Below are 26,841 nucleotides of genomic sequence, written 5' to 3'. Positions count from 1 at the left end.
ACCTCGGTGCCCCACGGGTGACCGCGCCCGCCGACTGGGAGCCGCCGGTGTGGTGGGACGAGGTGACGCGCGGGGACCGCCCGGTCGTGGTGGTCACCCAGGGCACCCTCGCCACCGACCTCGACGAGTTGGTCCGGCCGGCGCTGGCCGGGTTGGCCGGGTTGGACGTGCTGGTGGTGGCGTTGAGCGCGGGCGCCGATCCCGAGGTGCTGGGTCCGCTGCCGGCGAACACCCGGGCCGCCGCGTACCTGCCGTTCGGGGCGCTGTTCCCGTACGCCTCGGTGGTGGTGACGAACGGCGGTTTCGGCGGCGCGACGGGGTGCGCCGGGTCCTCGGCGACCCGTCGTTCGCGAGGTGGGCCCGGGAACTGCGCGGCGAGACCGGCAGCAGCGACCCGGCGGAGCGTGCAGCCCGACTGCTGGAGACGATCGCCACGGGTGGGGGTGCCGGACCCGGCACCCGATGACCGGCAGAATCGGGGTGGGATCGGTGCGGCACGGGGAAGAAGAGGGCATGGTCATCTTGGCTCAGGACGCAGCAGCCAGCAACGAGGGCTCGACGACGGTGCGCGACGCCCGCGCCGCGTGGACGCGCGCCGGCACCGGTCCGCTGGCCGTCTACGCGCACGCGTTGAGCCAGGATCGCGACTCGTTGGCAGGCCCCGGCGGGGTGCTCGACCTGACCCCCGTGACCGAGGTGCGCACTCTGGTGCGGTACGACGCCCGTGGTCACGGCCGCTCCGACGGCTCGCTCGATCCCGGGGACTATGCGTACCGGGTGCTCGCGGCCGACCTGTTGGAGCTCATCGGGCAGTGGTCGCCCACCCGTCCGGTCGCCGGCATCGGCACGTCGATGGGGACCGCGACGCTGCTGCACGCGGCGACCCGGGAGCCGGACCGGTTCGACGCCCTGGTGCTGACCGCGCCGCCGACGGCATGGCAGGCGCGGGCCGGGCAGGGCGATGCGTACCGCAGTCTCGCCGCCGCGATCGAGCGCGACGGTCTCGACTCGATGATGGGCACCGTGCAGGCGGCGGCCACCCCCGCGATCATGCGGGACGGTCCCCCGCTGACGCCACGCATCACGGAGGAGTTCCTACCCACGGTCCTGCGCGGTGTGGCGACCTCCGACCTGCCCGCTGCGGAGGCGATCGCGCGCCTGCGCGTCCCGGTGCTCATCCTGTCGTGGGCGGACGACCCCACGCATCCCGTCGCCACCGGCGAGCGCCTGCACGAGCTGATCCCGGGTTCGACGTTCCGGGTGGCCGCCACCCGCAGGGAGGTCGAGGGGTGGCCGGCGTTGATCGCCGACTTCCTCGCGCAGTCCGCGACGGGTTCGCCGCGCTGACCGACGCCACACCGGTGGCCCGGCGGACGTACCACGCCGCGACCGGCCCGCCGAGCGCAGGCACGTTCCGCAACGGTACGCCGGCACGATCACGGGTCCGCCGGGTCGGGCAGGTGGAGGCGGTCGGCGGGTACACCGGCCAGGGGTAGCCAGCGGCGGGCGTCGGCGAGCATGGCGGGTGGGCCGCAGACGTACACCTGATAGTGGGGTTGATGGTGGCGTAGGGCGAAGGTGAGCGCGTCGCCCTGCTCGGCCGATGCGGCGTGCGGGTCGTCGGAGAAGACGGGCACGATGGTCAGCCAGTCGTGGGCCTGCTGGAGCTTGTCGAGGGCGATTGGGTCGTACAGCTCGATGAAGGTGCGGGCGGCGACGATGAGGGTGACCCGGCGGCCGTCGGGGGCGGCGGCGACCTGTTCGACCAGGGCGCGCAGCGGGGCCAGGCCGGTGCCGCCGGCCACCAGCAGCAGGTCACCGTCGCGCAGGTGCAGGCCGGTGTCGCGGGGCAGACCGAGGTGCAGCAGCTCGCCGGGGCGTACCTCGTCGACGAGGCTGGCCGAGACGGTGCCGGTGGCACGGACGTGCAGTTCGATGGTGCCGTCGGGGCGCGGGGCGTTGGCCGGGGAGAACCAGCGCCACTGGCCGGGGTGGCGTGGGGTTCGGACGGGAACGGCCTGGCCGGGGCGGTACCGCACCCGCGCCCACGGGCGGAGGGTCAGGATGGCGATGCCGGGGCACGGCCGGTCGTGACCGATCACCCTGGCCGGCACGCCGCCACCGGCCCACACCGCCAGCTCAGCGCAGTCGCCGGCCCGCGCCATCTCCACCGGGACGACAGATCCGTCCAGTGGCGGGTGGTGGGCGGCGCTCATCGGGTCACCGCCCGGCGCACCTGGGCGATCCGCTCCTCGGGCAGGTCCGCCGCCCAGCACACCCCGACCAGGTAGTCACCGATGCGCCGATGCTGCGCCTCGGACAGGCCGAGCCCAGCCCAGGCGTCCGCCGACTCCCCGGCGAGCGCGGCGGTCACGCTCGCCGTCAGGTGCCCGGCCAGCCGAACCCGATCCACCCCGATGAGGTACGGCGACAGCTCCGCGTCCGCCGTCACCAGCCGCAGCCACCGGTGCACGATCTCCTCCGGCGTCACGCCTGTCCACCCTGCTCGGGCGTGGCCTGCGCACGATCGGACAGCAGGCACGGGGCGTGCTCGCTGTGGCGCGGCGCTCTGTGCGGCCCGTCCACCTCCTCGTCGGCGGCGGGGACGGGAATATCTGTTGTGGCGGTGTCCATGGTGTCTGCGCCCCCTGTACGTCGGCGGAAGGGTGACGGGCACCGGGGCGGGCGGGGACGAGGTCGCGTCGTTCGGGTCGACACGCCCCGGAGCCCAGCACCCGCCCCGGGCCATGCATCCACCCTGGTCGGGCGGTGTCACCGATGACATGACCACGGACTGCACCTGCACGGTCACCGCGCTGCACCAACTGCCGATACAGTGCATGTTGACCTAACTCGACATGAGCTGAGGCGGCACCATGACGACCGTGCAGCGATGGAGCGGTCAGGAGAGCAGGACCCTCCGCCACGCCCTCCGGATGAGCATCCGCGACTTCGCGTCACGTCTCGGCGTGGCCGAGCGGACGGTGTCCAAGTGGGAAGCCGGTGGCGCTGGAGTGACTCCACGCCCTGAGATGCAATCGGCCCTCGACACCACGCTGAGCAAGGCTCCGGCGGAGGCGCGGGACCGCTTCACGGCCGCACTGCGAGCCACAGCGCCATTCCCCACCGATACGCCTGATCCGCCGGTCAGCGACGCGACGCAACTCGGTGACCTCGTCGCCGTCTTTTCGAGCCGCTCGGAGTTCTCCACCCAGATCTCGCCCGACCATCTTCTGGGCAGCGCGACGACGGTTCGCGCCGTCGGGCTCTCGCTCAACCTGCTGGCCCAGGGCTTCGCGGACAGCCAGTGGCGTGACCTGCTCGGTGCAGGTGGACGAGCCCGCTGCCTGTTCCTTGATCCCGCAGGGTCCGCCGTCCAGGCACGCGAGGCGGAGGAAGGATTCTCACCAGGCCAGCTCTCCGGGCTGACCAAGCTGAACATCGAGACATTGATGCGGGTCCGGGGGCGGCTGCCGGAAGGACAACGCGATCATCTGGAACTGGCCGTCTACGACGACACGCTCCGCTTCAACGTGGTGCTGGCGGATGACCTCTGTGTGGCACAGCCGTACCTGCCGGTGAGCCGAGGGGTCGATTCCCCGACCTTCGTGGTCAGACGGCAGGAAGACCGGTCCTGTCTGTATCCGATCTTCGAGCAGTTCTTCGAGGCGCAGTGGCAGCGTGGGCGGCAGTTGTGAACGACTACCGACACCTGCTTCCGGTGGCTGAGGAGGCAGTGGCACGGGCAGCCGAGATGATGCGGCACCGCCCCCCCGGTCCCCTCACCGCCAAGGGTGAGCGGGATTTCGCGTCGCAACTCGACTACGAGATCGAGCGCGAGGTTCGGGCCTTCCTCCAGGCCGCCACTCCCGAGATCGGCTTTCTGGGCGAGGAGGACGGCATCCAGGCGACGGGCGAGATGCAGTGGGTACTCGACCCGATCGACGGGACGGCCAACTTCGTACGCGGTATTCCGCTGTGCGCGGTGTCGCTGGGGCTACTGCACGGGGATGACGCAGTCGTCGGCGTCATCGAGGCACCCTTTCTGGGCAACCGATACGCCGCTGCCCGTGGCAACGGCGCGACAGTTAACGGCAAACCCATCCGGGCGAGCCGTACCAACAGGCTGAGCGACGCTGTGGTGGCGATCGGTGACTATGCCGTCGGCCCGGACGCCGCCTCCAAGAACCAGGCACGGCTCGCTTTGACGGAACGGCTGGCCGAGGCAGTGCAGCGAGTGCGGATGACCGGGACCGCCGCCTTGGATTTGGCCTGGCTCGCCGAAGGCCGGATCGACGCGGCGATTACCCTATCCAATCATCCGTGGGACATGACGGGCGGAACAGCGATCGCTCGGGAGGCGGGTGCATCTGTCGTCGACAGTGACGGAAGCAGTCACTGCCCGCGCTCGTCCATGACCCTCGGCGTAACTCCTCGCCTGGTTGAAGAAGTACTGACGCTGGTCTGCGCAGGCTAGTCGCGCAATTGACTGGCGGCATCAGTCATTACAGTAGCGAATATCGAAATCGTACACAAAAACCGCGCACGTGATCCCCATCAGATGCCAACGAAGACGCACCACTCATCGGCACGTCTAGGCACCCTGCGGGCATGAGCTACCACGATTCAAAACACCCCGGATCCAGATGCAAGGCCGTCCAGGAATATTCAGCTTCCCCTGAAGCGGACGAGCCAACCCAAGTCTTTTCCATCATAGGCGCGCATTCTAGAGGCGATGACTCCGACGGATAGCGATGTTCAGACAAGACTACCACGCTCCTTCAACATGACACCGTTAGCAACAGCCCTGGCCAAGACATCAGTTACGCCACCGTCGTCCTCGTTCACGAAGACGTAAACCTCTCGCTGAGCGCGGCTTAGAGCGAGGTACAGGAGCGACAGAATGCGAGTGCGCTCGTTGGGCGTCATTCTCGCAATCTGCATATCTGGAATCCCCGCAACAAGGACGACATCGAACTGGAGTCCGGCGAGATATTCGGCGGAACCGGCCACGAGGCCGCGGCGACGATAGCCGATACCGTCAATATCCGACCTTCCCGAGATGGTAGACACGTGAAACTTTGGCGAATTGCCTATGCGTGAGGCAAGATCACTATACCTTCCCCACTGCCTACTGTCGACAATCGCTAGAGCAAGTCGCGCTGTCGGATACAGTTGGTGCACTGCCTTAACGATGTCATTCTCCTCTCCGGACCGGGAGGCAGCCACGCTCAACAGTGGAATCGGACCTGGGTGCTGCACCGATTCGACTTTACTCAGGTCGACGTGCCAATCCTTACCAAGTTCGAGAGTTGGGAACTCGTGGTGGACATGCTTGATCAGATTCAAAATCTCGGGCGTGAAGCGATGAACCGTCGTCAGTTCAAAATTAGTGATGTCACCGATTCCATCTTCGATCACAGCCGACGACGACCATGTCTCGTCCGCTGCCACCCCAATAAAGGCCTCAGACGGCGACTGTCTAGGATCAACCGCCATAAAGACTCGCGGATAGTGACTAACGTCGCGCGCTAGATAATGGAGAACCTGGCGTTCCAGCGGGCTGAAGAGGTGGAACTCGTCAACAAATATCAGGTCATAGCCCTGAGTCCGTCGTGCACGGTTCCACGCATGCGTCTCGAGGTGACTTAGAAGGTCGGACAGCACTTGGTCCGAGGTCAGCATAGCGCGCGCATCGAGGCTTTCCATGTACTTTGTGTAGATGGCAAAAACGACTCGCATATCCTCCTGATTCCTCAATGGCATCATCCATGCCGCCCGGGGAAGTTGGCAATACCGTGACTCCGCGCCTGCTCCCGGAAAAATGGCGGCGGCGCCTATCACAGAGCCGAATTCGACGAGGAGATCCCAGGCCAAAGCACTCCGGACGTCCGAGGCGTCGGATTCGAACCTAGACCGCAGGTCTCCGGTGGTGCGAGCCCGGTAAGTTATCCAGTCGCCAGAGATGAAATCGTCGAGGACGTCATTGATTTCGTCCAACTGAGCTTGCTTACCGCTGAAGCTGTCCTCACCGGCGAGCACAAACCCAGATTGGTCGTCGACGTACTGCGGCGAAGTATTCTTCGCGATCTCTAGTAGCGGAAATACGTCGATCTCGTTGAAGGGGTCGAATCCCATTGAGTCAAGCGAGTCGGAGATCTCGCTAGCGAGCGACCAACTGTGTGTCACGATAAGCACGCGAAGATCTTCACCTGTCTCTCGCGCTTGGAGCACCTCACGAGTCGCTTTAAGCGTCAGCGCCAAGGTTTTGCCAGAGCCAGCAGGTCCCCGCAAACGAATCGACCTGTTTGTCTCCGCCTCGATGAAGGAGCGTTGGTCATCAGTAATAGACTCTAGCCATTGCTCGTATGACCATCCTTTCGTTGCAGACTGTTCCAGTGGAGACAGCAAAATTTCTACGTCAGCTGCGGTAGGTTGGGCTCGCTGCGCCTGCGAGATCCGGACCATAGCGGCTGTTACCGCGTCCTTCCAATCGGCTTCCCAACCTCGGGGCACGACCGGCTTCGACAACTCGAATTCCTCAAGAACTGCCTTGTTCTGAGAGGTGGTGTTAGCCCAGAGGAAAATATCGGGATTGTCGCCCGGCACTACCTCGGCGATCCATCGGCTTGCCTGGTCGTCGCTTCTCGCGCCAGCTACGGCGAAGAACGATATAAGCTTGTTATGCTTGTACTGACTCCAGCCGCGGGGTAGGACGAGTGAACCACTCGCACGTGCACGCTCAGCGAATGACGCAATGCGGCTAAGCACCTCGCGGCGAAGATTGACGAGGTGGTCAGGAACGAAGCGGTCGGTCGAATGCTGATCCCGGATGATTACAATGCGCTGCTCATCAATTTTGTCATCAGCTGCCACGAGCACTTCTGTGGAGCCGCCGTCGAATTGAACCAATGCCGGCGATGCCCAAATCGCCTCTGGCGAGAGATCCGTCGCCAGTTCCTTCAGTGCGCGAACGGTGGTGATGAGCGGCTTCATCGGAAGTTTTCTCCCAGCAGTTCAGAGTGCAAGTCGCGAATTTCCTCGTATTCGACAGGCAGGCCAATCGACATGAACACCAGCGCGAAACGTTGTGCGAGCGCGTGAACGTATCGGTCCTGCAAGCGCGAAATCCGTCGATAGCGTGCGAAAATTCTGGTCGGGCCGATCGCGATTTCCGGTTCCAATACCTGCTCCAACTGTCGCAGGTATACGAAGTAACCGAGGTCATGCCTTGGCGCGATAGCGGAGAGGAATAGCGCGTCGCCCGGCGGCTGAGCGTAAGGTGCTTTAAGTGCGTTGACAATCTGCTGAACTATCTTCTCGCGTTTCTGCGCGTTCGGCAACGCGAGTAAAGCCTCAACTAGACCGTCCACGGCCTCTTTTAAAGAGCCCGCAGGAGAGTCGAGAAAGCGAATGCTCGTTAAAACCGCGCTGACGGTTTCGGCATCGCGACCACTGAGGCCGAGAGACGAAGCTATTTCGTTGGGTTCAGCCTCGGAACACCAGGCTCGGAGCCGCGTTTCACTGACTGCTGGCGCGCCCTCCGGCATGAGGCTGCACAGAAGCCCGATAGCCTTCTTGCTATACTTCTCCCGAAGACGGGGGATCTGCATCTCCATGAGATATTCATCAGTCGTCAGCAGAGGTACACACGTCACCCGACCCTGATGCTTGGCGAATGCGAGGTCGCAGTCCGCAGTAATGACAAGCAGATGCCGCTGCCACATGGACGCGCCGGCGGCGACCGCCTCGATGATATCGCCCTGCCGTAACGGATCCGTGACGCTGACCTCTCGGTACTCCGTGAATGGTGCAGTCAATTGCCTCTCCAGCGGTTCATTCATCGCGGCACCTCCGACATCGGTACCTGCGGCCGGGCGGAAGCGGCTTCAGTTTAGGCGCGTCGCGCGGCTCGTCGGTACCCGATGTCGGCGAGTCGGAGGCTTCGGTCTGGTGGCTCTGGTTGATCACGCCACGGCCTTCTCTGGCCGGGCAGCGCACCTTGGGTACAGTGGTGAGGCCACGAGACCTCGGCCGACGTCACACTGAGGTCTGGGCAGGGTAGGCGTGACGTACTCACATCGGCATGACCGAGTACCGAACACGGACGCGCTAACCTCCACCGTCATGGACGGGCTTGCGGCGGGCACCTATGAGCACCTGATCACCCGCCAGCTCGCCGCCCACCTCCACCACCTCGACCCGGCCCACGTCCAGCAGCACCCCCTGGACCCCGCCGACTCCCACCACCCCCTCACCCGTCACCTCGCCGCCCTGATCAGCCGTGCCCTGCAGGCCGTCCCCAACGGCGATGACAAGCTCCGCCACCAAGTCGACCTGACCAACCGCATCGCCGAGGCCATCGCCACCCTCAGCCCCGCCGCGACCGACCAGCACGACCAGATCGCCGACGCCCGCAACCTCCTGCACGCCATCGCCGCCCCACCCACACCCCCGGCACAACCGGCCTTCCCGCAGCGCCCCACCACCCCGCTCTCCACCGGCGCGCTGCTGGTCAACGGCAGGCACCAGCCCCGCATCGGCCACGAGGTCAACCACGAGATGGCGTCGGCGCAGCGCGTCGACCTGCTCTGCGCGTTCATCAAGTGGTACGGCCTGCGGGTCGTCGAACCCGCCATCCGTGAGCTGATCCAGCGCGGCGGCAAGCTGCGCGTCATCACCACCACCTACCTGGGCGCGACCGACCAACGCGCCCTCGACCGGCTCGCCGAACTCGGGGCCGACGTCAAGGTCTCCTACGAGACCAGGACCACCCGACTCCACGCCAAGGCGTGGCTGTTCCGCCGCCACCACGACCTGACCACCGCGTACGTCGGGTCGAGCAACCTGTCGAGGACCGCACTGATCGACGGGGTGGAGTGGAACGTCCGGATCTCGAACGTCGAGCAGCCGCACGTCATCGACACGTTCACCGCCACCTTCGAGGACTACTGGAACGACCCGGCGTTCGAGGCGTACGACCCGGGTAGGGACGCCGAGCGGTTGCGGCGGGCGTTGAGCGGGGAACGCCGCACCGACGCGCCGACGCAGATCGCCAACCTGGAGGTGCGGCCCTACCCGTACCAGGCGGAGATCCTGGCCGACCTGGACGCGGAGCGGCAGGTGCACGGCCGGCACCGCAACCTGGTGGTGATGGCGACCGGCACCGGCAAGACGATCGTCGCCGCCCTGGACTACCGCCGCCTACGCAAGAGCGGAAGCGTCGACTCGTTGCTGTTCGTGGCACACCAGGAGCAGATCCTGCGGCAGAGCCTGTCGACGTTCCGGCAGGTCATGGGCGACGGCAGCTTCGGCGAGACGCTGGTGGGCGGTCAGGTGCCGACGAGCTGGACGCACGTCTTCGCCTCCATCCAGTCGCTACAACGGCGGGAGATCGACCCCCGGGCGTACGACATGGTGATCGTCGACGAGTTCCACCACGCGGAAGCGCCGACGTACGCCCGGTTGTTGGGGCGGCTTGCGCCGCGCGTACTGCTGGGGCTGACGGCGACGCCCGACCGGGCCGACGGCGGCGACGTGCGGCGGTGGTTCGACGGGCGCGCGGCCGTGGAGCTGCACCTGTGGGAGGCGTTGGAGCGGCAATTGCTCGCACCCTTCCAGTATTTCGGGGTACACGACGACACGGATCTGTCGCACCTGCGGTGGCGGCGCGGCCAGGGCTACGACCTGGCCGACCTCGACGGCGTCTACACCGGTGACGACGCGCGGGCGCGGATCATCCTGAAGGCCGTCCGGGACACCGTGGACACCGGCCGGATGCGGGCGCTCGGGTTCTGCGTGGGCATCGGGCACGCCGAGTTCATGGCCGACTGGTTCACCCGGCACGGCGTACCGTCGGCGGCGGTGACCTCGCGGGCGGACCGCGCGGCCCGCGACGGGCTGTTGCGGGAGTTCAAGGCCGGGAAGCTGCGGGTGCTGTTCACGGTCGACCTGTTCAACGAGGGTGTCGACCTGCCGATGGTCGACACGATCCTGATGCTGCGGCCCACCGAGAGCGCCACCATCTTCCTTCAGCAGCTCGGCCGTGGGCTGCGCCTCGACGACGACAAGCCCTGCCTGACGGTACTCGACTTCATCGGCGGGCAGCACGCCAACTTCCGCTTCGACCTGCGGTGGCGGGCGCTGACCGGGGTCAGCCGTCGGGCCATCAGGGCGGCCGTGGAGCAGGACTTCCCGTCGTTGCCCAGCGGCTGCCACGTGCAACTCGACCGGGTCGCCAAGGAGATCGTGCTCGACAACCTCCGCACGGCCCTGCCCACCTCGAAGAAGGGCCTGGTGGCCGAGCTGCGGCAGCTCGGCGACGTCAGCCTCGCCGAGTTCCTGCGGGAGACCGGCCTTGAGGTGGCCGACGTCTACCGGTCGGCGGCGGTCGGCGGGTGGGCCGGGCTGCGGCGGCTCGCCGGCCTGGACACCACGGTTCCCGGGCGCGACGACCGGGAGTTGGGCCGGGCCATCGGTCGGATGCTGCACCTGGACGACGTCGATCGGCTCGACCTGCTGGCCCGGGTCGCCGCCGGTTACCCGCCGCCGGACGGGCGGCTGTGGAACATGCTGCACTTCGACCTGTGGGGTCCTAACGTGCCGCTGACCGCCCGGGAGGATCAGCTCAAACGGCTCTGGGCGACGCCGGCCCGCTGCGCCGAGCTGCGCCAGCTCGCCGAGGTGCTGCGGGACCGCATCCACCGGGTCACCGCCCCGGTCGGCGCGCTGCGGGTGCACGCCCGCTACAGCCGCAACGAGGCGTGCGCGGCATTCGGCATGGCCAACCCCGGGTCGCTGCGGGAGGGCGTGAAGTGGCTGGAGGCCGAACAGGCGGACCTGTTCTTCGTCACCCTGGTCAAGTCGGAACAGCACTACTCCCCCACCACCATGTACGCCGACCGGGCCATCACCGAGCGGCTGTTCCAGTGGGAGTCGCAGAGCACCACCTCGGCGGCCTCGCCCACCGGGCAGCGCTACATCCACCACGCGGCACGGGGTTCGACGGTGCACCTGTTCGTACGCGAGACCCGGGTGCCGGACCGGGACCTCGGCGCACCGGCCTACCTGTACGCCGGCCCGATGACCTACCAGCAGCACAGCGGGGAACGGCCGATGCGGATCGTGTGGGAGCTGGCGAGCCCGCTGCCGGCCGACCTGTACGCGGCGGCCCGCACCATCGCCGCCTGAGGGGCGACGACAGACCGTCCGGTGGCGTCGAGGAACCATGGATCACCTGCCTCGCGCGGCGGAGGGGTGGCCGTCGGCACCGGGCGCCCACGCCCGTGGCGAGGTGGGCTGCCCGGTGCCCGGCCTGTCCGGCCCGGATCAGCTGTGTTGCGCCCGCTCGAAGAGTGGGCGGGTGATCGCCGTGCTGAACTGCGGACCCACCAGGTAACGCTTCTCGGGGAGATAGCCGTGGGAGTTGTCGCCGACCACGATGCCGAGCCCCGTGCGCCGGTCGAGGGTCGCAAACCGTGGGCCGCCGCTGGAGCCGCCGCCCATCACGCACTCGGTGCCCCACTGGCCGGGCGGCTCCGGCCACTCCTCGGTCGCCTGCTGCTCCACCGCCCGGCCGGCGCAGTAGGCGAGGCGCTCACCGGTGTACTCCGGCAGCCCCTGGCGGGTCTCGTCCGAGCTGGCCCGGGGGTAGCCGAACTGGTGCACCACCCGCGCGCCGGGCACGTCGTAGCCGATCCGCTGGGCAGCGCCGACGGCGTCCTGCACCCGACGTCCGTCACTGTTCGGATGGAGCACCACGAACGCCTGGTCGTACGAGTCGTACAGGCTCTCGATCTGGTCGTTGAGCAGCCATGTCGAGGGAGCCACCGACAGCCGGCCGACGAACCTGCCGTACGGCGCACGGCCGTCCCGGTAGCCGGGGATGAACAACACGTTGGCCGACCACTGGTTGTCCTCACCGATCAGGTCGGTGTTGTTCACGCAGTGCGCGGCGGTCACCACCGTGCTGCGGTTGGCGCTGTCCAGCACCGTCGCCGTGCAACTGGTGTCCTCGCCGTGGTCGGTGAAGAAGAGCCTGCCGACCGTACGCGACACGGCGTCCGCCCCCGTCCAGGGCGCGCCGTCCGGCTTCGCCACCGGCCGCACCTGCGCCGACGGGGTCTTCAGATCCGCGATCCGTTGTGGAGTCCAGTACGCCAGCACCGCCTGCCGCTCGGCTGCGGTGACGGCCACGCCGTGGATGGCGACAGGGCCGGGAGCGGCGGCGGCAGGTTGCTGGGCGGTCCCGGCCAGTGTCGCCGTCACCAGCGCGACGACCGCGCCCGCGATACGACTACGCCGACCAGAAGTTGGCTTCGATGTCATGGCGGAAACGTAGGACTGGAATGTCAGGAAGACGTTTGTGGAAACGTGCCTTCCCGCTCGACGGCCTGAGGAGTGCCGATGCCCAACTCCTCGATCCGTTGCCACAGCGGTGCCAATGCCGCCTCCGGGTCGCGGCTGAACACGCTGCCCCGGATCCGCACGAAGACGCAGTTGCCGACCCGCTCCAGCACCGCCTGCCGGCGCATGTCGCTCTCCCACTGTTCCGGCCCGTGGTAGGCGTCCCCGTCGCACTCGATCGCCAGCCGCCGCCCGTCCGGCGCGGGCAACACGAAGTCGATCCGGTACGAGCCGACCCGGAACTGCGGCAACGGCCGGAACCCCCGACGCAGCATCCGCCGCAGCACCTCGCGTTCGAAGTCGCTGTCGCAGCGCCGCTCCAGGTCGTCGTAGGACTCCTCGGCCGTGGTGACGTTCTGGCAGTAACGCAGCAGCAGCCCTCGGGCGTCGTCGGGGCGCAGGTCGTCGGGTTGCACGGAGTGGAACACCCAGAGCTGGTCGCGGGCCCGGGAGGCGGCGACGTTGACCCGGCGGTGGTGGTCGCGTTTGGTGAAGGCGGAGACGGCCCCCTGGTGCGGGGAGACGACCGTCGACACCAGCACCACGTCACGTTCGTCGCCCTGGAAGGTGTAGGAGTCGCCGACGCGCAGCCGGCGGCGTTCCATCTCCTCCTCGCCGATCTGCTCCCGCAGCCGGGCCAGCAGATAGAGGGCCTGCCCGCTGGTGCTGAGCAGGCTGACCACGCCGATGCTGCGGCCCGCGTACGCCGGGTCGGCGACGATCGTGGCGACCCGCGCGACGAGGGCCTCGGCCTCGGCCACGTTGACGTTGCCGTACGTGGGCAGGTCCTGGCGGATGCCCTCGGGCACGTGCACGGCGACGACTGGGTCGCCGATGCCGGCGGGCCGGTCGGTGCGCAGCGGTTCGATCTCGCCGCCGTAGTAGGTGTCGCTGGAGAACCCGATGATCGCCGGCACGGACCGGAAGTGCTCGGTGAGCAGGATCCGCTCGGGCGAGCGGCGGACGGCGTGGTCGTAGAGGCTGCTCTCCGGGTCGAAGTGCTCGGCCGACGGCACGTCGACCAGGTGTGAGTTGATCAGGCCGGTGACGCTGCCGACGAAGGAGAGTTGCGGCCCGATCTGCTGGTCGTCGCCGACCACGACGGCCCGTTCGGCGAGGCTGAGGATCGGCAGCGCGAACAGGTCCGCCTGGGACGCCTCGTCGACGATGACGACGTCGAAACGCGCGCCCCCGGCGAACTGTTCGATGGCCCGGTCGACGGACATCACCCAGACCGGTACGGCGTCCACGGCGGCGGTCATCGCCTTCTGCGCGTGGGCCTGCCACTGGGCGGCGTTCTTCCCGGTCCCCTTGCCGATCTTGCGTAGCGCGGTGGTCCAGTCGGCGAGGGCGGCCCGCCGCCTGTCGTCCAACGCCAGCGACACCTCCAACCAGGCGGAGGCGACCACGAGTTCCCTGGTGAGCTGCCGGATGCGTTCCCGGGTGCGGTCCACGCGCCGGCCCAGGGCGACCGGGTCGACGCTGCCGACGACCTCGTCGAACCAGGTCTGCGCCCGCCGCCACCGCCACCGGTCGAGGCAGTCCGCGCCGGTGCCGTGCAGGGCGGCGGCGGTGGCGTCCTCGATCTGGGCGGTCCAGTCGGGGGCGACGGGTCGCAGCCGGTCGGTGAGCTGGGCGAGGCGTTGCGCCTCGGGGCGCAGGGCGGCGAGCCGGCGCACCTCGTCGAGCAAGGCGTCCCAGCCGTCGAGGTCGCCCTGGTAGCTGTGGTCGAGCAGCCGCCACAGGTCGCTGGCGTCGACGCCGGACATGCCGTGTTGCAGCAGCGCGTCGAGCCGGTGCTCCTCGGCGACCAGCTCGTCGTGGGCGTACACCGCGGTGGCCCGGCCGAGCAGGGTGATCAGCGCGGTCAGCCGGCGTACGTCGATGGTGTGCTCGGTGCGCGGCAGCACCCGGCGGACGACGCCCAGCAGGGCCGGCCAGCGCCGCCGGTCCCAGTCCAGCGCGGTGGCGGCGGCGGTGAGCAGCTGGCCCGTCCAGTACTCCGGCTCGTCGCCGACCTCGGCCGGCAGCCCGAGCGACGCCCGCCACTGCGCCCACCGGGTGGCAAGCGCCTGCCGCAGCCGACGCCGGGTGACGTACGCGACGACGATGTCGACGTCGTCGGCGCTGCGCAGCACCTCGCCGTCGATCCGGCATTCGGTGGCGATCCGGGCCAGGGTGCCCTGGAAGAGCTTGCTGACGCCCTTGCCGGCGGCGAACCGCTGCCGCAGCTCGTCGAGCAGGGCCAGCAACCGGCGCGGCTCGGTCAGGTGGACCTCGGCGACGGTGACCTCGTGCCCGGCGACGACCCGGGCGGCGGTGGCCAGGTCGGCGAGCGCCTGCTGGCTGGCGGCGACGTGATCCTCCCACCGGATCCGCCAGTTGGCGTCGGCCTGCAACAGGGTGCCGAGCCGGTCGGTCCACGCCCCCTCCCGCTCGGTGAGCAGGGTCAGCGCCTCCCGCAGCTGCCCGCCGAGCTGCTCCATGGCGGGCTGCCCGACGGCGCGCACCTCGGCTACCAGCACCCCGGCGTCGGCGAGCCGGTCCAGTTCGCGCCGGGTCGCGGCCAGCTCGTGGCGGTCGGCCCGGATCGCCTCGGCGGTCGGCAGGTCGGCCGCCGTCGGCAGCTGACGCAGCGCCTGGGCCCGGTCGGATCGCCGGGTACGCCGGGCGATGTCGAGCAGTTCGCTGAACTCCTCGCCGGTCAGCGGGGCGTCGAGGTCGGGGGCGAGCGGGTCGGGGATGTCGCCGTAGCGGTCGGCCCGTTCCCGCAGCCAGGCGCCGACGTCGCCGGGGGACAGCGCGATGCCGTCGATGCCGTAGCGGGCGGACTCGTGCTCGGCCAGCGCGCGCAGGCCGGCCAGGGCGAGCCCGAGGTCCCGCTCGGCCTCCTCCAGTTGCCGGCGCAGCCGGTCGACCCGCTGCTGCTCGGCGCGACGGTCGAGAGTGGCGCCCCGGTCGGAGAGTTCCCGGGCGGCGAGCTGGAGCTGCACGAGCTGGTCGGCGGAGCGGCCGAGCACCGCCAGGCAGAGCGGTTGGATCTCCGGCGGCAGGCCGTCGCGCAGCACCCGCAGCGGGTCCTCCTTCTGGGCGACGACGAGCACCCGCTTGCCGTGCGCCATCAGGTGGCAGATCAGGTTGCGGATGGTGTGCGTCTTGCCGGTGCCGGGCGGCCCCTGCACGGCGACGTTGCGGTGCTGGGCCAGCCGTCGGGCGATGGACTCCTGCGCCTCGTTGGTGGGCAACGGCATGAGCAGCCGCTCACCCAGCGGCTGCCACCGTTGCGGTTGGTCCTGCGGCATCTCCAGCCGGCTCGGTTCGTGGGCGAGGATGGCGGCCAGCGCCCCGATGCCTGTGGTGTCGCCGGCCAGCAGCCGCTCCCGCAGCTCCTCCAGGAACCGGCGCAGCATCCGCTGCCGGGGCCGGACGAACAACACCCCGGTGTCGTGCACGTACGCGCCGGTGGGGGCGGGGGCGTCGGCGTCGCGCAGCACCGGGTCGTGGCCGAGGCGGCGCAGCGCCCGCTCGAAGAACTCCCGCCGGTCGAGGTCGGCCCAGACGTCGAGGTCGAGCTGCCCGCCGACGCCGGCCAGGGCCAGCAGTTGGCGCAGGTAACGCTCGTCGAGGCCGGTCAGCGGGTCGGTCTGCAACCGGGCCGGCCCCTGCGGTACGACCCGTACGACCGACCGGTCCGCGTCGAACTCGACGGCGACCGGGGTCACCACCAGCGGGTACTGCACCCGGTGTCCGGCGACCTCGACGCGGATGACGCCGTGACCCCAGACCAGCTCGTGACTGGCGGCGGTCATGTCGACCCGGTGCATCAGGTCGAACAGGGCGCGGTGCAGCTGGCGTACCCGGTCGGTGCGGGCGGCCTGCTCGGCCCAGGGCCGCCAGTCCTGCTCCCGCCACTGCTCGAAGCGGGGTCGCAGCCGTGCGAGGGTCTCCTCGTCGCCGGTCAACCTCGGCTCGGCCGGGTAGGGCGGGGTGTCGGCGAGGTGCGCGACGAACTCGACGGGGGTCTTCAGTCGCCGGGGTGCCGCCGGCAGGCCGACCTGGAGCCAGCTCACCCCGTCGGCCGAGACGCCCACCTGGCAGTCGGGGTGCTCGGGCAGGTCGTGCTGCCAGAGCGCGTCCGCCGTGGGCACCGTCCGGACCGGTTTCTCCAGCTGGGCGCGGACCGCCATCAGGTAGTCGACCAGCGCGGTGGTGCGCTCCAGGATCAGCGCGGGCGGTTCAGTGTCGGACGTGGCGCGGGGGAGCATGCGGCACCTTTGCTGGCTGTGGCGGTCCCCGGCACCCTACCGGCGAATTCCTCCCGGACGGGACCTCCGGTCGGCATTCCTGACCGCGACCGTGTCGGTGGTCCGTTGTCGGAGGTCCGTTCTAGCCTGGGCCGGCAACCACACCCGAGGGAGACCATCGTGCTCGACCACCTGGGCATCCAGGCCCGCGACATCCCCGCCAGCCTCGCCTTCTACGACGCCGTCCTCGCCCCGCTGGGCGCCCGCCGGATGCTGGAATACGGCGACGTGGTCGGCTACGGCGTCGAGCGGCCCGACTTCTGGCTCAGTCCGACCACGACGTCCGGCCCGGCCCACGAGGCGCACATCGCCTTCGCCGCCGCCGACCGGGCCGCCGTCCGGGCGTTCCACGACGCGGCGGTGGCGGCCGGCGCCGAGGTGCTGCACGCCCCGAAGGTCTGGCCGGAATACCACCCGACCTACTTCGGCGCGTTCGTCCGCGACCCGGACGGCAACAACGTCGAGGCGGTCTGCCACCGGCCGGAGTGACGGTCCACCTCCGACCTCCGACCCACGACTACCGGGCCCGACGCGCTGGCGGTCAGCCCGGCTCGGCCGCCGCCAGCGCCAGGTTCTCCGGCACGTCCCGGTCGTGATAGATCCGCTCGCTCGGCTCGATGCCGGCGAGGAACATCGCGTACACCGCCGCCATTCGCAGCCAGGCCACCGGCCGCAGCAGCGCCACCGCCCGTTCCGGCCGGCAGCCGGGCACGTCGGCCCGCCAGCGTGCGCACCAGTCGGCCACCAGGGCGGCGGCCGGCCCGGCGGGCAGCTGCTCGGTCAGCCGCAGGATGTCGAAGGCGGGGTGACCGACGAACGCGTCGCCCCAGTCGATGATGGTGTACCGCGACCCGTCGGCGCGGACGTTGCCGGGGTGCAGGTCACCGTGCACGAGGGTGTCGGGCAGCCCGCACCGGGCCACCTCGTCGAGCCGCCCCTGCAGCCCGGCGACGAGCGGGTCGGCGGCGGGGTGCGGGGCGAGCTTCGCGCGCAGCCACCGGGCCAGGGCGGCACCACGCAGGTCCGGCACGCCGGCGGCGACGAGCCCGTCGACGGTGGGCACCGTGCGCACCTGGAGGGCGTGATGGTCGACGGCGATCGCGGCGCGTTCGGCGGGGTCGGCGCCGTAGCGGTCCTCCCCCGGCACGTGGTCGAGCAGCATCCGCCCCTCGTCGTCGGCGGCGAGCAGCGTCGGGGTGGCCGGGTCGCCGGCGAGCAGCCGCAGCACCGCCGCCTCGTGCCGGAAGAACACCGGCACCTGTTTGAGCCAGGCGGTGCCGTGCGGCCCGTCGAGTCGCCATACCGCCGACAGGTTCCAGGTGCGCTCCTGGGCCGACACGGTCGCCGGCCGACCCAGCCGGTCGAGCTGCGCGGCGGCCCAGGCCAGGCTCGCCGCCGGCCCGCCCGGCTGCGCGTAGGGCGCGCGCAGCGGATGCGCCGCCGGCTGCACCGCCTCCGCCGGCAGCAGCGGTACGCGCACCGGGCCGGCCACCTCGGCCAGGTAACTGACGTGGCCCCCGGGTGGCCGCCCGCGCTGCCCGGCGAGCAGCCGCAGCACCGTCACCTCGACGCCGTACGCGGCGCGGGCCCCCGCGACGACCGCCGTCGTGTCATGCCACCAGGGCACCGGCACGTCGAAGTCGGGCAGTGCGCCGAGGAGGCGGCCGGCGGGGTCGACCAGGACGAGTCGGATGGTGCGGGACATGCCCCGGACGGTAGCGGCGGTCCACGCGACAGGCGAGCGGAATACCGCCGGTCCGTATGCCGCCGGTGGTCCGTCCGACGACCGGGATGCTGCGGTCAGCTTCCCGGTCGGGTGGCGAGGATGACGTCGAGGCCCCGGCGGAAGAGGTCGTCGTCGCTCCACTGTCGATCGTCGAGGTGCCCGGAGGCGGTGAGGGTGGGGTAGCTGGCGGCGTTCGCCACGAGGTGCCGGCGGGCCTCGGCACGTACCTCCGGGTCGCCGGTCTGGTGCCAGGTGGCTTCGGTCAGCGCGGCGCCGATCACGTAGTTGGCCACCAGTCGGGTGACGACGGCCAGGTCGAGGCCGGTGAAGCCGGCGCGGACCAGCGCCGACTGGAGGAACTCCGTGCGGGCGAGGACGTGCGGGCCGAGCATCGGCCGGCCGATCAGGCCGGGCGCCCAGGGGTGGCGGAGCATGGCCGCCCGCCACCCCGAGGTCAGCAGGTGTACGTCGTCCCGCCAGTCGGAGCCGGCTGCCGGCAGTGGCACCTCGCCGAAGATGTGGTCGACGGCCAGGTCGAGGACGTCCTCCTTCGTCGTGACGTGCCAGTAGAGGGCGGTCGGGGTGACCGTCAGGTGTTCCGCCAACCGGCGCATCGTCAGCCCGTCGATGCCGTGCCGGTCGAGCAGGGCGACGGCCGCCGTCACGATCCGTTCCCGGGTCAGCGGGGTGGCCCGGCGGTTGCGGGTCGGCTCCGCGCGCAGCCAGACCGCGCCGGCCCTGGCATCGGACCGGCCGCCGTGCCGCTCGGCGGAAGCCCCACTCAATTCAGTCGCGTCCACCCGCAGCAGCCTAGTACAGTGCTCAGTTGAGTTAACGCCGTTAAGTTAAATGTTCAGCGTTAGAGGAACTGCCTGAGCCGGACCCGCCGGACCCCTCGGCGGGCAGTGGCGATTCCAGGAAGGACGGTGGCACCCCGTGCCGCTGATGCGGATACAGCTGGACAGCGACCGGCAGACCGCCCGCCGGGTGGTGGAGCTGCACCGGACCGGGAAGGTCCATCGCGAATCCCGGGATGCCGCCCGCGCCGAGGTGTGGCGGCGCGGGCGCACCCCTGCCGGCGAACCGGTCTTCGTGGGCACCACCAACGGCGAACCCGTCCGGCTCATCTACGACGTCGAGGTCTACCGCGACGTGACGGCGTGAGGCGGGCCAGGCTGGTCAGCAGCAGCCGGTGCCCGTCGGCGGCGGGGCCACCGGACGGTCAGCGGACCGGGTCGTGGGTGCCGCGCGGGACGCCCGGCCGGCAGCGGCGCAGCCGGTCCGCCGCCATCCGGCCGCCGACGGCCAGGCCGTGCCGTTCGACGGCGGTCAGGCCGTAGGCGCTGCACGTCGGGGTGTAGCGGCACTGGCCCGGCCAGCGGTGCGACAACCACCGCCGGTAACCGAGGATCGCCGCCCGGCCCGCCCGGTCGACCACCGGTGCCCGGCTCACCCGGGCCGTGGTCGCGCCGAGGGTGAGCAGCAGGGAGAACAGGCCGAAGTCGCAGCAGGGCAGGCCGTCGCAACCGTCGCAACCGTCGCAGTCGGCATCGCACCAGTCGCGCTTCTTCTTGCGCTGCTTACGCTTGAAATGGATCACGCCGTACATGATGCGACGGCCGCGCCAGTCCCACTGTCGGGGCCGATGGGCCGAAGCAGCGGTAGCGACCCGGGCCTGACACCGCTAGCCCCGGTGGATCAGTGGTGGACGGTGCGGCGTACCCCGTCGTGGCCGGCGCAGGGCTTCGGCTGGCCGCCGGTCAGGCTGACCGCGCCGTCGCGGCACGACACCAGGTAACCCCGCCCGGCCCAGAACTGCGGCACACAGTCGAACCAGTCGCAGACCCGGTGGTCGGGCTTACGCACCCGCTCGCCGCCGCAGTAGTCGTACCCCATCGGGTTCGCCGGTGCCCCGCAGCGTCGCTCCCGCACCACCGACGGGGACGGGGCCGGCGACGGGGGTCGGGTCCGCGCCGGGACGGGGCCGGGCGCGGCGGTGGCCGCCGCCGCCACCTCCGGGGAAGCCGGCGGGTCCGACTCGACCAGCACCGCCGGCACCACCAGGGTCAGCGCGGCGGCCACCGCGACGGTCCGCCGACCACCGGGGATCCGGGCGCTGATCCGGGCCTGCGCGGGAGTGGCGATCTCCGGCCGGAACGGCGTGGCCTCGGCATGGCTGGCGATCAGCTCGTCGAGCTGGGCGAGGACGGCGGGCCGCTGCTCGATGGCGTCGGCGAAGGCCAGGGTCAGCACGAACCGGAACTCGGTCGCCACACCCGCCGGCAGCAGCAGACCGGAGGTCTGCCGCCGGTCCAGGACCTGGATCAGGCTCACCGGGGCCGCCGGGTCGTGCAGCAGCCCGGTCATCTTGCCGTACGCCCAGTCGCGCCGGCCGCGCCCGCCGACCAGGACCAACCGACGGTTGGTGACCACCGCGATGCCGGCGTCGGTGACCCGGACCCCGTCGGGCAACCGGTGGCGCAGCCGCCCCGGATCCGCCTCGACGACCAGGTCGGGGGCGGGCAGCACGGTGGTGTGCCGCAGCTCGACCAGCTGCACGCCGGGCGTCGTCCAGAGCGCCGACTCACCGGGGCTCAACGCCAGCGGCAGGCCGCCCCCGGCCGCCGCGCTGCCCCGCAGGCCGACGGCGAGGGCCCGCAGCCGACGCAGTTCGTCGTCACGGCGACGCCAGGCCCGCTCGGCGGTGCGGAAGACCCGCCGCCGTCGTTCGTTCTGCTGGCGAGCCCAGGTGTAGCGCCAGGTGGAACCCGTCGAATCAGTCATCGCCACGCCGATCCCTCCGCCGTGCGAGCCACCAACCGGTGTTCACCCGGCTCAACGGCAGGAACAAGCCCGACGGACCCGGCATTGCCGATTTACCACCCGATCGGGGGATGGATTTCCCGCCGGGCGGCGCACCGCACGATGCCTCACCTTCCGGTCCGACGCCGTGCGGGGTGCTGCCGGCGTGGGTAACGTCAGCCGCAGCCGGGCCGCACCGCCCGCACCGCCGACGCCAAGGGGGACCCGTGACCGGCCCGGACCAGCGCCGCCGCGTGGTGCTCGGCGTCGACATCGGCACCACCAGCACCAAGACCGTCGGGTACGACACCGACGGCCACCAGCTCGCCAGCCACTCCGTCGGCTACCCCCTCGACGAGCCGCACCCCGGCTATGCCGAGCAGGACCCCCAGCTCATCTTCGACGCGGTGGTGGAGACCATCCGCACCGTCGTCACCGAGCTGGGCACCGGCATCGCCGGTCTGTCGTTCAGCACCGCCATGCACAGCCTGATCGGCCTCGACCCGGACGGCGTACCGCTCACCCCGTCGGTGACCTGGGCCGACTCCCGGGCCAGCGGTCAGGCCGAACGGCTGCGTGCCGCCCCCTGGGGGCTCGCCCTGCACCGGCGCACCGGCACCCCCGTGCACCCGATGGCCCCGCTGCCGAAACTCCTCTGGTACGCCGAGCAGGAGCCGACGCTGCACGCACGGGTCGCCCACTGGGTCGGCATCAAGGACTACGTGCTGCTGCGGCTGACCGACACGCTGGTCACCGACCACTCGGTCGCCTCGGCCACCGGCCTGATGGACATCCACCAACTCACCTGGGACGCGCAGGCGCTGCGGATCGCCCAGATCACCGAGGAGCAGCTCCCCCGGCTCGTCCCCACCACCACCGTGCTGCCGGGGCTGACCGCCCGCGCCGCCATCGCCACCGGCCTGCCCGCCGACACCCCGCTCGTGGTCGGCGCGGGTGACGGCCCGCTGGCCAACCTGGGTCTCGGCGCGGTACGCCCCGGCGTCGTCGCCTGCTCCATCGGCACCTCCGGGGCGATGCGGGTGGCCGTCGAACGTCCCGCCGTCGACCCGCTCGGCGGGGTGTTCTGCTATGCGCTCACCGAGGACCGGTGGGTCGTCGGCGGGGCGATCAACAACGGCGGGATCGTGCTCCAGTGGGCCGGCGACGCGCTCGCCCCCGAGTTAGGCGAGCACGGTGAGGAGGAACTGCTCGCGCTGGCCGCCACCGCCCCGGTCGGCTCCGGCGGGCTGATCATGCTGCCGTACCTGCTCAGCGAGCGGGCCCCGCACTGGAGCGCGCTGCCGCGCGGGGCGTACGTCGGGCTGACCCACGGGCACCGCCGCGAGCATCTCGTCCGGGCCGCGTTGGAGGGGGTGTGCCAGCAGCTCGCCCTGGTCCTGGCGTCGGTCCGGGCGGCCGGCAACGAGGTCCGCGAGGTGCGGGCCAGCGGCGGCTTCGCCCGCAGTCCACTGTGGCGGCAGATGCTCGCCGACGCGCTCGGCATGCCGGTGCGGTTCCCCGCCGGCCACGAGGGCTCCAGCTTCGGCGCGGCGCTGCTCGGCATGCAGGCGCTCGGCCTGATCGACTCCATCGACGTCGCCGCCGACCTGGTCCGCATCGACGAGACGGTACGCCCCGAGCCGGCCTCCGCCGCCACCTACGCCGCCCTGCTCCCCCTGCACTCCGAGCTGTACGACGCGCTGGTGCCCACCTTCGCGTCGCTGCGCCGGCTGGCCCCCAGCCTGCCGGCGGAGCCACCGCCCACCCCCGCACCCATGTGACCGCCCGCACCGGGTCGGACACCGTCCGAAGGTCGTGATTACCGTGCTCACTCTCCTCGCCGCACCGGCGGAACCGGCCACCAGCGCCGGTGACGCCCAGCTCGTCGTGGCCGCCCTGCTGGGCATCGCCGCGGTGGTGCTGCTCATCGCCTGGGGCAAGGTGCACCCCTTCCTGGCGCTGATCCTCGGCGCGGCGGTGCTGGGCGTGGTCGCCACCATGGCCCCCGACACGATGATCGAGTCGTTCAGCGCCGGGGTCGGCTCCACCGTCGGCGGGGTGGGGCTGTTGATCGCGCTCGGTGCGATGATCGGTGGGCTGCTCGCCGAGTCCGGTGGGGCAGACGGCATCGTCAACCGGGTCGTCGGGCGGGTCTCCGGCACCGCCCTGCCCTGGGCCATGGCCGGGGTCGCCGCGCTGATCGGCCTGCCGCTGTTCTTCGAGGTCGGCGTGGTGCTGCTGGTGCCGATCGTGCTGCTGGTCTCGCTGCGGACCGACGTACCGCTGATGAAGATCGGCATTCCGGCGCTGGCCGGCCTGTCGGTGCTGCACGGCCTCGTCCCGCCGCACCCCGGCCCGCTGGTGGCGATCTCCTCCCTCAACGCCGACCTGGGGCTCACCCTCGGGCTGGGCCTGATCATCGCCATCCCCACCGTGATCGTCGCCGGCCCGGTGTTCGGCAACTTCATCGCCCGGTACGTGCCGGCCACCGCCCCGGCCGCGCTGCTGCCCACCCGGCAACCGGCCACCTCCGGCGGTGGCCGGCGCGGACCCGGCAGCCCCGACGCCCGCCCCGACCGGAAGTCGGCCGGCCGGGACGCCGGGCGGGGACCGGCCGGCGACGACGACCTGCTCACCGACGACGACCTGGTCAACCCGGGCACCGGCCGGCCGGGCGCCCCGGTCGACGACAGCGGCACCGAGACCGCCCGGCGTGCCCCGAGGTTCTGGCCGGCGGTGCTCACCGTGCTGCTGCCGGTGGTGCTGATGCTGCTGCGCGCCGTCGGCGAGCTGGCCCTGACCGAGGGGACCTTCGCCCGACAGGCCCTCGACATCGTCGGCACCCCGATCGTGGCGCTGCTGGCCGGGGTGATCGTCGCCATGTTCACCCTCGGCTACCAGGCAGGCTTCAGCCGCAGCCAGGTCTCCTCGGTGCTCGGCGGCTCGCTGCCGCCGATCGCCGGCATCCTGCTGATCGTCGCCGCCGGTGGCGGCTTCAAGCAGGTGCTGGTGGACGCCGGGGTGGGCGACCTGGTCGCCGACGCGGCCAAGGACGCCAACCTCTCCCCGCTGCTGCTGGGCTGGTTGGTCGCCGTCGGCATCCGGGTCGCCACCGGCTCCGCGACGGTCGCCACGATCACCGCCGCCGGCATCGTCGCCCCGCTGGCAGCCACCCTGGACCGACCGGAGGTGGCGCTGCTGGCGCTGGCCGTGGGCTGCGGGTCACTGTTCTTCTCGCACGTCAACGACGCCGGCTTCTGGCTGGTCAAGGAGTACTTCGGGCTGACCGTGGGGCAGACCATCAAGAGCTGGTCGGTGCTGGAGACGATCATCTCGGTGGTCGGCTTCGCCGGTGTCCTCCTGCTCGACCTGCTCCTGTGACACCCCGACCCGGCGACTATGCGGGTCAAACCCCGGCGACGATGCGGGTCAGGCGCCGGGGTCGTTGCGGGGCGGGTCAGGCGCCGGGGATGTTGCTGGGCGGGTCCTCGCCGATCAGGCCCGCCGCCGGCTTCTCCGCCGACACGGGCAGGCCGAAGTCCGCGTACGTCAGGTCGAGCGCCGAGGTCTTGCCCGGCTCGCCGGCCAGCTCGATCCGGTAGCGGACCAGCCGCCCCTGCGCGTCCACCGTCGCGGTGAACGGCACCGTGGCGGCCCGCTCGCCGAGCACCCCACCCACCCCGTCGCCGAGCACCTCGGTGCTGCGCCGCAGGTCCAGCGTGCCGGCGTAGGCCCGTTCGCCGGTGGCGCGTACCCCGGTGGCCGTGCCGAGGGTGCTGGCCAGCCGGGTGTTGTCCAGCCCGGTCCGCTTCGCGGCAGCGGCCTCGGCGGTGCCCAGGTGCCACCAGGTACGCCCGTCCCAGACCGGCACCCGCCGGTCCGGGGCGGTCACCTTCACGTAGACGTCGGTGCCGGTGGCGAGCCGTTCGATGACCACCTTGCCGTTCGCCACGGCCAGCGTCGTCGTCTCCAGTCCACGCCGGCCCTTCGGGTCCCAGACCAGGCTGGTGGTGTCCCCACCGCCCGCGCCGTCGCCCAGGGTCAGCCGGTAGGACTGCTGGTCGACCCGCTGCGCGGCGGTGGCCAGCACGGCGGCCGGCTCGGTCGGGGCCGGTCCGGTCGTGGCCGAGCCGGTGGTCGGTGCCGGTCCCGCGCCGCCGTCGTCCGAGGTGCAGCCGGCCGCTGTCACCAGCGCGACGAGGGCGGCCGTGGCGACGGCCAGCTTCGGGTGCTTCACGGCGGTCTCCCCGGGTGGCGCGCCCGCCGGCCGAGCCGATCGACGCTGGTGACAGAGCGGTCGCGCCAGCCTAGCCCGGCACCCGGCCGCCGACCGGCCACCCCCGACCGCACCGGTCCGGCCCGGGCGACGACGGGTCCGACCCGTGTACACCCGGACCCTCCGACCGGTCCGGCGACTGGACGCCGCAACCACCGCCGGGGCACCGGGGGTCACCGGAACCGGGTGTGCCCCGGCAGAAACGACAGACCGGGGGCCGGTCAGGGGGCCTCGACGGCGGAGATGCGGTAGCGGTGCACCTCCGCGCCACGGATCGTCGCGATCTGCTCCTGCTCCGGGCCGGACCCCCGGAACGCCAGCAGTTCGTCGTCGGACTCCCAACGTTCGTAGACGTTGATCCGGCCCGGCTCGACCAGGTCGGCGCCGATGGCGAAGTCGACGCAGCCGGGCGCCGAGCGGGCCTGCCGGACCACCTCCACGCAGGAGGCCAGGTAGGTGTCCCGCTCGGCGGGTTCGACGTAGAGACTTCCGGCGACGATGAACACGGACGACCTCCGGTGGGTGAGCGGGACGAACCCCCATCCTCGCCCACCGCAGGCGGCACCGTTCAGGCCCGGCTGATCGCGTTGGCGTGGATCGCCTCCGCCAGGTACTCCGTCAGCCCCGGTGCGATCGCCTCGTAGTAGGCGGTGAACCGGGGATCGGCCAGGTACATGTCGGCCAGCCCGGTGTGCACCTCGTACGAGCAGTCGTAGAACCATCCGACGATGAGCTGCCGGTGTTCCTCGGCCAGCGCCATCGCCTCCGCCGAGTCGGCAGGCGTCCCGCCGGTCAGCGCCGCCACGATCCGCCCGCCCCACTCCTCCTGCGCCGCCTTGAGGCGCAGCCAGTCCTCCTTCGAGTAGTTCGCCGCCCGCTGGGTCGACACCCGGTACGCCTCGGTGTCGCCCCAGCGCTCCCGCGCCTCCTCGGCGTGCTCCGCCGGGTCGACGTCACCGAAGACCTCGAACCGTTCCTCCGGGGTCAGTTTGAGTTTCATCCGTCTCGCCTCCATCGCGATCTCGATCGCCGCGACCATCTCCTGGAGTTTCCCGATCCGCCCGGTCAGCAGGTCGTGCTGCCGGCGCAGGTGCGCCGCCGGGTCGGCGGTCGGGTCGTCGAGGATCGCCGCGATCTCCTCCAGCGGAAACCCCAGCTCCCGGTAGAAGCGGACGTGCTGCAACCGCTCCAGGTCCGCGTCGTCGTAGCGGCGGTAGCCGGCCGGCGTCCGGCCGCTCGGCGAGAGCAACCCGATCTCGTCGTAATGATGCAGCGTCCGGACCGTCACCCGGGCCGCCTTCGCCACCTGACCCACCGTGTACGCCATG

General features: G+C 70.8%; 21 protein-coding genes. 8 read left to right on the top strand and 13 right to left on the bottom strand.

Translation table 11 applies throughout. The features are described from left to right. Nucleotides 1-513 precede the first annotated feature (513 nt). Complete coding sequence (locus ACQP2H_RS05640; protein WP_433231446.1) at nucleotides 514-1,347, top strand: alpha/beta fold hydrolase; 834 nt, start codon at nucleotides 514-516, stop codon at nucleotides 1,345-1,347. 89 nt (nucleotides 1,348-1,436) lie between these two features. On the opposite strand, the gene ACQP2H_RS05635 is transcribed toward ACQP2H_RS05640, so the two are convergent. Continuing rightward, nucleotides 1,437-2,216, bottom strand: a complete 780-nt coding sequence (locus ACQP2H_RS05635) for an FAD-binding oxidoreductase (RefSeq protein ID WP_433231443.1) — start codon at nucleotides 2,214-2,216, stop codon at nucleotides 1,437-1,439. Next, nucleotides 2,213-2,491: a hypothetical protein gene (locus ACQP2H_RS05630; protein WP_433231440.1), complete on the bottom strand. Its 279-nt coding sequence runs from the start codon at nucleotides 2,489-2,491 to the stop codon at nucleotides 2,213-2,215. Before ACQP2H_RS05630 ends, ACQP2H_RS05635 begins: the two co-directional genes overlap by 4 nt. 445 nt (nucleotides 2,492-2,936) lie before the next feature. Here ACQP2H_RS05630 and ACQP2H_RS05625 point away from each other — a divergent pair, with 445 nt between their 5' ends. Together ACQP2H_RS05625 and ACQP2H_RS05620 are read left to right on the top strand one after the other, a co-directional pair. Then, on the top strand, nucleotides 2,937-3,698 hold the full coding sequence (locus ACQP2H_RS05625; protein WP_433231438.1) for a DUF5919 domain-containing protein: 762 nt from the start codon (nucleotides 2,937-2,939) through the stop codon (nucleotides 3,696-3,698). Next, the gene (locus tag ACQP2H_RS05620; protein ID WP_433231435.1) at nucleotides 3,695-4,477 is read left to right on the top strand and encodes an inositol monophosphatase family protein; all 783 of its coding nucleotides are present in this window, start codon (nucleotides 3,695-3,697) and stop codon (nucleotides 4,475-4,477) included. The genes ACQP2H_RS05625 and ACQP2H_RS05620 overlap by 4 nt, the downstream gene beginning before the upstream one ends. A 281-nt stretch (nucleotides 4,478-4,758) precedes the next feature. Here ACQP2H_RS05620 and ACQP2H_RS05615 read toward each other — a convergent pair whose 3' ends face one another. Together ACQP2H_RS05615 and ACQP2H_RS05610 are read right to left on the bottom strand one after the other, a co-directional pair. Then, nucleotides 4,759-6,996: a UvrD-helicase domain-containing protein gene (locus ACQP2H_RS05615; RefSeq protein ID WP_433231432.1), complete on the bottom strand. Its 2,238-nt coding sequence runs from the start codon at nucleotides 6,994-6,996 to the stop codon at nucleotides 4,759-4,761. Further along, a complete protein-coding gene (locus ACQP2H_RS05610; RefSeq protein WP_433231430.1) occupies nucleotides 6,993-7,844 on the bottom strand; it encodes a hypothetical protein in 852 nt (283 codons plus the stop codon). Before ACQP2H_RS05610 ends, ACQP2H_RS05615 begins: the two co-directional genes overlap by 4 nt. Nucleotides 7,845-8,127: 283 nt before the next feature. On the opposite strand from ACQP2H_RS05610, the gene ACQP2H_RS05605 reads away from it, so the two are divergent. Then, entirely contained in the window at nucleotides 8,128-11,190 is a 3,063-nt protein-coding gene (locus tag ACQP2H_RS05605) for a DUF3427 domain-containing protein (RefSeq protein WP_433231427.1), read from the top strand. A gap of 138 nt (nucleotides 11,191-11,328) precedes the next feature. On the opposite strand, the gene ACQP2H_RS05600 is transcribed toward ACQP2H_RS05605, so the two are convergent. Together ACQP2H_RS05600 and ACQP2H_RS05595 are read right to left on the bottom strand one after the other, a co-directional pair. Further along, nucleotides 11,329-12,327, bottom strand: coding sequence for a trypsin-like serine peptidase (locus ACQP2H_RS05600; protein ID WP_433231424.1), 999 nt, complete (start codon nucleotides 12,325-12,327; stop codon nucleotides 11,329-11,331). Nucleotides 12,328-12,350: 23 nt separating this feature from the next. After that, nucleotides 12,351-16,670: an AAA domain-containing protein gene (locus ACQP2H_RS05595; protein ID WP_433231421.1), complete on the bottom strand. Its 4,320-nt coding sequence runs from the start codon at nucleotides 16,668-16,670 to the stop codon at nucleotides 12,351-12,353. 159 nt (nucleotides 16,671-16,829) lie between these two features. On the opposite strand from ACQP2H_RS05595, the gene ACQP2H_RS05590 reads away from it, so the two are divergent. Continuing rightward, on the top strand, nucleotides 16,830-17,198 hold the full coding sequence (locus ACQP2H_RS05590; RefSeq protein WP_433231418.1) for a VOC family protein: 369 nt from the start codon (nucleotides 16,830-16,832) through the stop codon (nucleotides 17,196-17,198). Nucleotides 17,199-17,250: 52 nt separating this feature from the next. Here the strand turns inward: ACQP2H_RS05590 and ACQP2H_RS05585 are convergent, their stop codons facing one another. Together ACQP2H_RS05585 and ACQP2H_RS05580 are read right to left on the bottom strand one after the other, a co-directional pair. After that, entirely contained in the window at nucleotides 17,251-18,414 is a 1,164-nt protein-coding gene (locus ACQP2H_RS05585) for a phosphotransferase family protein (RefSeq protein WP_219467560.1), read from the bottom strand. A gap of 95 nt (nucleotides 18,415-18,509) precedes the next feature. Continuing rightward, a complete protein-coding gene (locus tag ACQP2H_RS05580; protein ID WP_219467557.1) occupies nucleotides 18,510-19,235 on the bottom strand; it encodes a TetR/AcrR family transcriptional regulator in 726 nt (241 codons plus the stop codon). Nucleotides 19,236-19,380: 145 nt separating this feature from the next. Here ACQP2H_RS05580 and ACQP2H_RS05575 point away from each other — a divergent pair, with 145 nt between their 5' ends. Further along, nucleotides 19,381-19,599 carry a hypothetical protein gene (locus tag ACQP2H_RS05575; protein ID WP_255597905.1) on the top strand — a complete coding sequence of 73 codons (219 nt, stop codon included), beginning with the start codon at nucleotides 19,381-19,383 and terminating at the stop codon, nucleotides 19,597-19,599. A 58-nt stretch (nucleotides 19,600-19,657) separates the two neighbouring features. Here ACQP2H_RS05575 and yidD read toward each other — a convergent pair whose 3' ends face one another. Both yidD and ACQP2H_RS05565 read right to left on the bottom strand, forming a co-directional pair. After that, nucleotides 19,658-20,044, bottom strand: coding sequence for a membrane protein insertion efficiency factor YidD (yidD, locus tag ACQP2H_RS05570; protein ID WP_219467551.1), 387 nt, complete (start codon nucleotides 20,042-20,044; stop codon nucleotides 19,658-19,660). 89 nt (nucleotides 20,045-20,133) lie between these two features. Continuing rightward, the gene (locus ACQP2H_RS05565; protein ID WP_219467546.1) at nucleotides 20,134-21,225 is read right to left on the bottom strand and encodes a hypothetical protein; all 1,092 of its coding nucleotides are present in this window, start codon (nucleotides 21,223-21,225) and stop codon (nucleotides 20,134-20,136) included. Between the two features lie 239 nt (nucleotides 21,226-21,464). On the opposite strand from ACQP2H_RS05565, the gene ACQP2H_RS05560 reads away from it, so the two are divergent. Then, entirely contained in the window at nucleotides 21,465-23,018 is a 1,554-nt protein-coding gene (locus ACQP2H_RS05560) for a gluconokinase (protein ID WP_308291029.1), read from the top strand. A gap of 43 nt (nucleotides 23,019-23,061) precedes the next feature. Continuing rightward, nucleotides 23,062-24,618, top strand: coding sequence for an SLC13 family permease (locus tag ACQP2H_RS05555; protein WP_219467539.1), 1,557 nt, complete (start codon nucleotides 23,062-23,064; stop codon nucleotides 24,616-24,618). Between the two features lie 76 nt (nucleotides 24,619-24,694). On the opposite strand, the gene ACQP2H_RS05550 is transcribed toward ACQP2H_RS05555, so the two are convergent. The 3 genes from ACQP2H_RS05550 to ACQP2H_RS05540 form a co-directional block, all read right to left on the bottom strand. Next, nucleotides 24,695-25,474 (bottom strand): hypothetical protein, encoded by a 780-nt coding sequence (locus tag ACQP2H_RS05550; RefSeq protein ID WP_433231413.1) that lies wholly within the window; start codon nucleotides 25,472-25,474, stop codon nucleotides 24,695-24,697. Between the two features lie 260 nt (nucleotides 25,475-25,734). Beyond that, nucleotides 25,735-26,019, bottom strand: coding sequence for a putative quinol monooxygenase (locus tag ACQP2H_RS05545; RefSeq protein WP_219467533.1), 285 nt, complete (start codon nucleotides 26,017-26,019; stop codon nucleotides 25,735-25,737). Nucleotides 26,020-26,081: 62 nt separating this feature from the next. Beyond that, nucleotides 26,082-26,840: a MerR family transcriptional regulator gene (locus ACQP2H_RS05540; protein ID WP_433231409.1), complete on the bottom strand. Its 759-nt coding sequence runs from the start codon at nucleotides 26,838-26,840 to the stop codon at nucleotides 26,082-26,084. Nucleotide 26,841 lies beyond the last annotated feature (1 nt).

This window comes from Micromonospora sp. CA-248260 (assembly GCF_050942205.1).
In the GTDB taxonomy this organism is placed as follows: Bacteria; Actinomycetota; Actinomycetes; order Mycobacteriales; family Micromonosporaceae; genus Micromonospora; species Micromonospora antibiotica.
Note: the sequence above shows the minus strand (reverse complement) of the source record. Positions and strands in the feature narration are given on the sequence as shown.